The organism is Peribacillus sp. P4_C12 (assembly GCF_056402095.1).
Map to the genome: position 1 here is coordinate 1 of NZ_JBFUIB010000265.1, position 5,118 is coordinate 5,118.

Consider the following 5,118-nt stretch of genomic DNA (forward strand, 5'->3'; position numbering starts at 1 on the left):
GTCCAACCGGTGCTTGAAAATATAGAAAAAGGAATGGAAGAAGCATCTGCTTCGCTAGGGGCGAATCGAATGCAGACGTTTATTAAAATCATCTTTCCTGAATTGATACCAGCGATTTTGACGGGTTTTGCACTTTCTTTTGCGAGGGCGCTTGGAGAGTATGGATCCGTTGTGTTCATTGCAGGAAATATGCCTTTTAAAACAGAGATTTCACCGCTTATCATCATGACAAAACTCGAACAGTATGATTATCAGGGTGCAACCGCTGTGGCCACCGTCATGCTTATTATTACATTTCTAATTTTGTTTACCATCAATATCTTACAATGGTGGACTAGCAAAAGATATACCGGGAAATAGGAGGGGACATGTTGGCAAATCACAATTCAGTGGCTGCAGAGACGAACAAACCAGTCATTTTAACGAGAAACGCAACGAAAGAGCCTAAATCTATACAGTGGATTCTTATTTCCATTGTGTTGCTATTTCTTACTTTATTTTTAGTTGTTCCATTAATCGCAATCTTTGTAAAAGCCTTTGAAAAGGGGGCTGATGCTTATTTTGCGGCCATAGCCCATCCTGATTCTATGTCTGCCATTAAATTAACATTAATCGTTGTCCTAATCACGTTACCCCTTAATGCTATATTTGGGGTAGTGGCGGCATGGACGATTACAAAATATGAATTTAAAGGAAAAAACTTTTTAATAACTTTGATTGATCTACCCTTTTCGGTTTCACCAGTCATTGCTGGATTGATTTTTGTACTTTTATTTGGCTTACATGGGGCCCTTGGTCCATTGTTGCAAAACTATGATATTAAAGTGATCTTTTCGATTCCAGGGATTGTCATCGCCTCTATTTTCATTACCTTCCCATTCATTGCACGTGAATTAATTCCGCTCATGCAAAGCCAGGGAACGTCTGAAGAAGAGGCATCGCTCACACTAGGAGCAGGAGGATTCAAGACGTTTTGGTATGTAACGCTTCCTAATATTAAATGGGGTCTTTTATATGGAGTCATTTTATGTAATGCGAGGACAATCGGAGAATTTGGGGCCGTATCGGTCGTATCAGGCCATATACGCGGGATGACGAACACGATGCCACTTCATATTGAAATCTTATACAATGAATATCAATTTTCAGCGGCCTTTGCCGTGGCATCACTGATGTCCATTTTTGCAATCATAACGTTGGTTATTAAAATTTTCATAGAATGGAAAACAGACTTTAAATCATCAAAAGTAAGTTAGGAGGGAAAGTAATGAGTATCATCATCGAAAATGTTACAAAATATTATGGGTCTTATCAAGCCCTCCAAAATATCAATCTGGAAATAAAAAGCGGGGAGCTTGTAGCGCTACTTGGCCCCTCTGGTTCGGGAAAAACATCATTACTACGTATCATTGCTGGACTTGAACAGGCAGAGAACGGAAATATCTTATTTAATGAAGAGAATTACACCAATAAACATGTGAAAGATCGGAATGTGGGTTTTGTCTTTCAGCATTATGCTCTTTTTCGCAACATGACCATTTTTGATAATGTTGCCTACGGTTTAAAGGTTCGTCCAAGAAAAATAAGACCTAGTAAAACAGCGATTGAACAAAAAGTTACAGAATTGCTTCAGCTAGTTAAGTTGGAAGGATATAAGGACCGTTATCCTTCTCAATTATCAGGTGGCCAGCGTCAGCGTGTGGCATTGGCAAGGGCTCTTGCTGTAGAGCCGAATATTCTTTTGCTTGATGAACCATTCGGGGCACTGGATGCTAAAGTGCGTAAGGAACTTAGGCGTTGGCTAAGAAGACTTCATGATGAATTCAATGTTACGAGTGTCTTTGTGACACATGATCAGGAAGAAGCGATGGATGTTGCTGATCGAGTTGTAATCATGAATGAAGGGAAAATTGAACAGATTGGAACTCCGGAAGAAGTATATGATCAACCCAAAAATCCATTTGTTTACGATTTTCTCGGCAGTGTCAATCTTTTCAAGGGCAAGGTTCATCAAGGGAAATTGGCAACAGGAAATGTGGAAATACATGTTCCAGACAGTGAGGATGGAGAGAGTACGGGTTATGTAAGAGCTCATAACTTTATCATAGAAAGAGAATCATTAGAAACGGATTCGATTGCATCTGTTATTGACCATATTCATACAATTGGACCTATTGTCCGAATTGAAGTGATTCGTCAGGATATAAATGAACCGCTTGAAATCGAACTTACTAAAGAACAATATAATAATCTTGAATTAAAAAAAGGAGAAATAGTGTTTGTCCGGCCCAAAGAATTGAAGGTCTTTGTTGACTATATGGCTGGAATCTAACAGGAAGTTGATAAGTTAACCAAAAAAACCGCTAATTAGCGGTTTTTTTATTATCATTAACTAGCGTCAATATCTAATTTTATTAATAAAAAAACATTGACTTCTAAAAGAAACTCTTTTAGAGTGGATTGGTAAACTAAATATCCTCGTTAGGTGAGGCTCCTGTGTAGGAGATATGCTACTGCCCAAAAATGTCGAAAGACGCCAATGGGTCAACAGAAACCATCGACATAAGGTGGTTTTTAATGTAGCTGGCGTTGTCCTATGCCACACAGTGCTAAAGCTCTACGAATGGAGGAACAGGATTTCTGCTATGTATTTGTCATTCAGACAATGTACGTATGTGTATTTGTCATTCAGAAATGTACGTAAATGTACCGTGTGAACACCTCCATTTTTAATGGAGGTGTTTTTATTTTTTTCTTGGAGGTGAGGATAGTGGATAACTATTCACAACCTTATACTCTAAGCATAATAAATATCAAATAAATATCAAATAAATACAAAGATTAAGGAAGGGGAATTATAAAATATTTTTCTTACTTTTGATATATCGTTAAGGGGAACTATTTTTTGCTCCTCAAAAAAGGAGTGGCGAAGATGATAAAAGACATGACTGAAGACCAAATAACTCTTCAAATCATAAAAGCATTAAAAGAAGGAAAAAAGAAAGAATTTCAAGCAATATTAGAAGAACTCCAACCTTATGATATTGCTCGAATTTTTGAGGGGCTTCCAGAAAAACATCATACACGTTTCTTATTGTTTCTTACTCCAGAACAAATCGCGGAACTAATACAGGAACTTGAAAAAGTACATCAATTAAAAATTCTTACTAAATTAGGAATTGAAAAATCAGGTCAAGTAATGGATCTAATGGATAACGATGATTTAGCTTCATTGTTAGAGAACCTATCTCCGGATAAAATTGAAGAACTTCTTTCAGGTATGAAACAAGAAGAATCTAAAATCGTTCAAAATATCATGAATTATCCCCCTGAAACGGCAGGACGAATAATGACAAACCGTTTTGTGTGGATCCCTCAACATTATACGGTTCGTGAATCAGTTGAAAAACTTAAAATATTTGCGGAGTTCTCGGGAACAATTAACTATCTGTATGTAATTGATAAAGATAAAAAATTAGTAGGTGTAGTCTCATATCGAGATTTAATAATAAATGATGAGAATGAAAAAATTCAAGATATTATGTACAGCAGAGTTATCTCCGTATTCGCTTATGAAGACCAAGAAGAGGTAGCGCATGTTATTGAGCGTTATGATTTTTTATCAATTCCTGTTGTAGATAATAATAATGAGTTATTAGGAATTGTAACCGTTGATGATATTATTGACGTTGTCATTAAGGAAGCAAACGAAGATATTGAAAAACTTTCGGCATCTGGTAAAGCTATTGATTTTGACACAAAGGCACACGTGGCTGCGTATCGCCGACTTCCTTGGCTTATTTTACTTTTATTTATCGGATTAGTGTCTGGAACTATTATTAGTGGTTTTGAAGAAACATTGTCTAAAGTTGTTGCACTTGCCTTCTTTATGCCGATGATAGCAGGGATGACTGGAAATACAGGTACTCAATCATTAGCGGTTGTTGTAAGAGGTCTAATTACTACTGATACGGATAAAGGAGTTGTTTTTAGACTTATTATCCGAGAACTTAAAGTTGGATTGATAATAGGCATTACCTGTGGAATATTAATTTCCATTATAGCTTTTGTTTGGCAAGGAAATCCTGTTCTAGGGTTAGTGGTTGGAAGTTCATTAGTTATGACCCTAATTATTGGGACTTTAGCTGGGACCATTATTCCTCTAATATTATATAAATTCAACATCGATCCAGCAGTGGCCTCTGGTCCATTAATTACAACACTAAATGATATACTATCGTTACTTATCTACTTTGGCATTGCAACAATGTTTATTTCAAAATTGATGTAGTAAAACCACGATTAAATTCTGTTCTTCGTGGTATTCTTTAAAAATAAATCTTAACTAAACTCATTTATCAAGGCTTGTTAAGTTAAGGGTTGTTTTACTTCCATTAGAGAGGTTGCTGAGGCAACCTTTTTTTATGCAACAAATGGGGTAGAAAACTTTAAGAAGAAATTGGATTATTGCGGTAAAATAAAAATGGAAGAAGGGGATAAGAATGACCTATATTGCAAGAACTCAAAGAGTGCATTTGGGATTGTTACTGGCAACAATAGTTCTGCCGCCAATTATTACGTATAATTTCTCTATAGGATTAATATTTTATTTTCAATTTCTATTATTTATTTTTATTCTTGTAGCAATCTTTATTCAATTTAAATTTAGAATAGACAAGAATCGTTTATCGTATCAAATATTATTTTTGACAATGCCTATTTATAAAAAAGTAGTTTATCCTAAACAAATTGTCCAGATGAAATTTAAACGTGTCGGTTGGGCAACCAAAGGTGTTATTATACAAGTGAACAAGGGGCTAAACATTCGAATTTTTGGTTTTTCCCCAGATAAAGTCTTAATAGATTTAATTAAGTTCGCTAATGAAAACGATATATCAACATATAAAACTAAAGAATATCTGGTTTTGGGGAAAAATAGAATGATGAACTATATAATTTCTTGTTAGAGTAACGTGCGTGTTAGCGGAAGATTCGGAGCTGTTTTTAAGGCAGCCTTTTCTAACTATCGGGCAATTTAGAAAAATAATAAAGGTGAATATGCAACTTTATTAGTGCAAGGTGTTTGATGAGAACGGGGTATCTTCCGAGTCAACTTCA

General features: G+C 35.7%; 5 protein-coding genes and 1 riboswitch. All 5 genes read left to right on the forward strand.

The features are described from left to right. On the forward strand, positions 1–360 hold a 360-nt coding region (locus AC1DUW_RS20655), incomplete at its 5' end, for an ABC transporter permease (protein WP_477643334.1). Positions 361–368: 8 nt separating this feature from the next. After that, positions 369–1,256, forward strand: coding sequence for a sulfate ABC transporter permease subunit CysW (cysW, locus tag AC1DUW_RS20660; protein WP_053345055.1), 888 nt, complete (start codon positions 369–371; stop codon positions 1,254–1,256). An 11-nt stretch (positions 1,257–1,267) separates the two neighbouring features. Further along, entirely contained in the window at positions 1,268–2,332 is a 1,065-nt protein-coding gene (locus tag AC1DUW_RS20665) for a sulfate/molybdate ABC transporter ATP-binding protein (RefSeq protein ID WP_053345056.1), read from the forward strand. Positions 2,333–2,470: 138 nt separating this feature from the next. Then, positions 2,471–2,636: riboswitch (M-box (ykoK) riboswitch) on the forward strand. A gap of 296 nt (positions 2,637–2,932) precedes the next feature. Further along, on the forward strand, positions 2,933–4,291 hold the full coding sequence (mgtE, locus tag AC1DUW_RS20670; RefSeq protein WP_053347995.1) for a magnesium transporter: 1,359 nt from the start codon (positions 2,933–2,935) through the stop codon (positions 4,289–4,291). A gap of 211 nt (positions 4,292–4,502) precedes the next feature. Then, on the forward strand, positions 4,503–4,967 hold the full coding sequence (locus AC1DUW_RS20675) for a hypothetical protein (RefSeq protein ID WP_053345057.1): 465 nt from the start codon (positions 4,503–4,505) through the stop codon (positions 4,965–4,967). The last annotated feature ends 151 nt before the right edge of the window (positions 4,968–5,118 follow it).